We start from the raw sequence: 2,545 nt of genomic DNA, 5'->3' as shown, positions 1-2,545 counted from the left end.
GCGGGCCGGCGGATGCCTTCGCCCGCGCCGACGCGGCGCTCTACGCCGCCAAGCGCGCCGGGCGGAACACCTTCCGCACGCACGGCGCATCGATCCGCTTCGCCTGACCGGCCGGCATCGCGCCCTTGAGTCCCGGGGGGGGCGACGGCTACGCGCGTCCGGCTCCCGCCGCCATCGCCGCCGCCGCCGCGTCGAGCCCCCAGGCGAGGAGGTCCTTGGCTTCCGCGGCGGTCGGCGCCTCGGTGTAGCACCGCAGCTCGGGGGCGTTGCCCGAGGCGCGGAAGTGGATCGTGCGGCCGCCGCCGAGCGCGATCCGGATCCCGTCCTGCGCGTCGACCGCCTCCGGGGTGCCGACCGGCTGCAGGAAGGTCCGGCGGAACGACGCGTCGCCGAGGCTTTGCAGGAGGGCGCCGCTGCGCTCGGCCGGCGTGTCGGGCAGCCGGTCGCTCGCCATCTCGCCGACGTTCAGCGAGGCCACGAGGTCGGCCAGCGCCAGCCCCGCCTGCCGGGATGCGGCCAGCGTCGCCAGGATGGGCAGCATCGCGTCGCGCGTCGGCAGGGCGCGCAGGACCTTGTCGCCGACCGCGACGTCGGAGCCGAGCAGGAAGCCGCCGTTCGCCTCGAAGCCGGCGACCGCCTTCGCCCCCGCCCGCCGCGCCTGCTCCATGCCGGCGATGACGAAGGGCGAGCCGACGCGGGTGCGCATCACCTGCCCGAACCCGCCGGCCTGCTCGATCGCCGAGCCGGCGGTGACGGGCACCACCACCGCGTCGACGCCGAGATGGCGCGCGGTGATCAGGCCGAGCACGTCGCCGCGCACGATCCCGCCGGCGGCGTCCGCGACCAGCGGCCGGTCGGCGTCGCCGTCGGTGGTGACCAGGGCGTCGAAGTCGCCCGAGGCCATGACCTCGGCGATGAAGGCGACGTCCTCCGGGCGGTGGGCCTCGGTGTCGATCGGGACGAAGGTCTCCGAGCGGCCGATCGGCGTGACCTCGGCGCCGAACGCCGCCAGCAGGTCGGCGAGCAGGTCGCGGGCGACCGAGCTCTGCTGGTAGGCGGCGACGCGGATCCCGCTCAGGGTGTCGGGCGGGAAGACGTCGCCGTAGCGGCGTCGGTAGCGGTCGATCACGTCCGGGTCCGGCGTCGCGGCGACGGGGGCCGCCATGGTCCCGGCCGCGGCGACGTCGCCGAGGGCGGCGAGGATCGCGACCTCGTCGGCCTTGGTGATCTCGCCGTCGGGCCGGTAGAACTTCAGGCCGTTGCGGTCCTGCGGGATGTGGCTGCCGGTGACCATCAGGGCGCAGGCCCCGCGCCGCATCGCCTCGAGCGCCAGGGCCGGCGTCGGAAGCGCGCCGCAATCGATCGCCGCAAAGCCCGCCGCGGCGGCGGCGGTGGCGACGGTGGCGGCGATGCCGGCGCTGCTGTCGCGCAGGTCGCGCCCGATCACCACGGTGCGGCCCGGGCAGCACGCCGCGCCGACGGAGCGGAAGAATGCCCCGGCATAGGCGTAGCTCGGCCACCCGACGAGGTCCGTCACCAGGCCGCGCAGGCCGCTCGTCCCGAACTTCAGGCTGCTCACGACGGCCTCTCCACGCCTCTCACCGATCATCGACGATATTCTCTTACCGCGCGGATTGGCCCAGCGTCGCCCTGGCATGCTCGAGCACGTCGGCGAGCGCCGCGTCCCAGTCGGCCTTGGGCGTCCAGCCGGTGGCCTCCGTCAGGCGCGTCGCGTCGCCGGCCGCCACCGGGATCTCCGACGGGCGCATCCGGTCGGCTGCGACCCGGACCTCGAACGGCACCCGCGCGTGCCGGCGCAGGTCGTCCACCATGCTGGCGATGCTGCGCGGCCGCCCCGAGGCGACGTTGAACACCGACCCGTCCGCGATGTCCAGGCCGCGCCCGATCAGATCGACATAGGCCCGCACCACGTCGCCGACCGGCAGGAAGTCACGCTCGGCCGCGAGGTTGCCCACCGCCAGCACCGGCGCCACCAGCCCGGCCTCGATCCGCGCGATCTGGCCGGCGAAGGACGGCACCACGAAGCGCTCGTCCTGGCCGGCCCCGATCTGGTTGAACGGCCGCAGGATCACCAGCCGCACCTCCGCCTTGCCCAGCAGGTCGCGCAGGATCGTCTCGCCGAACCATTTCGAGCGGGCATACGGCCCCTGCGGATCGGGCACCGCCGCCTCGGTCAGCGGACGGCCGGCCAGGAACGCTCGGCCGTAGACCTCGCCCGAGCTGACGAACAGGAAGCCCGCGCCGGGGGCGGATCGCGCCACCGCCTCGGCGAGGTTCAGGAGCCCGACGAGGTTGACCCGCCAGGTCTCCCCCGGCGCATCCGCCGATTGCTGCACCGAGGCCATCGCGGCCAGGTGCAGCACGTCGGTCGGGCGGAACGCGGCGACGCTGGCGTGCAGCGCCGCCTCGTCCAGCAGGTCGACCGTCTCGTAGGCGACCCGCTCCGGCAGGACGGCCGGGCGGCCGCGGCCGATGCCGAGGATCCGGTCCGCGGCCCCGGTGCCGGCCGACAGCGCCGCCAGCG

2 protein-coding genes are annotated in these 2,545 nt (G+C 75.4%); both read right to left on the bottom strand.

Annotated elements, in window-relative coordinates; all coding sequences use genetic code 11:
- Nucleotides 1–148 precede the first annotated feature (148 nt).
- A complete protein-coding gene (locus tag FV230_RS27175) occupies nucleotides 149–1,579 on the bottom strand; it encodes a phosphomannomutase (RefSeq protein WP_147844585.1) in 1,431 nt (476 codons plus the stop codon).
- 43 nt (nucleotides 1,580–1,622) lie between these two features.
- Nucleotides 1,623–2,543: a GDP-mannose 4,6-dehydratase gene (locus tag FV230_RS27170; RefSeq protein WP_147844584.1), complete on the bottom strand. Its 921-nt coding sequence runs from the start codon at nucleotides 2,541–2,543 to the stop codon at nucleotides 1,623–1,625.
- Between the last annotated feature and the right edge of the window lie 2 nt (nucleotides 2,544–2,545).

It is taken from the genome of Methylobacterium sp. WL6 (assembly GCF_008040095.1).
Lineage (GTDB): Bacteria > Pseudomonadota > Alphaproteobacteria > Rhizobiales > Beijerinckiaceae > Methylobacterium.
This window is presented reverse-complemented; position numbering and strand designations above follow the sequence as displayed.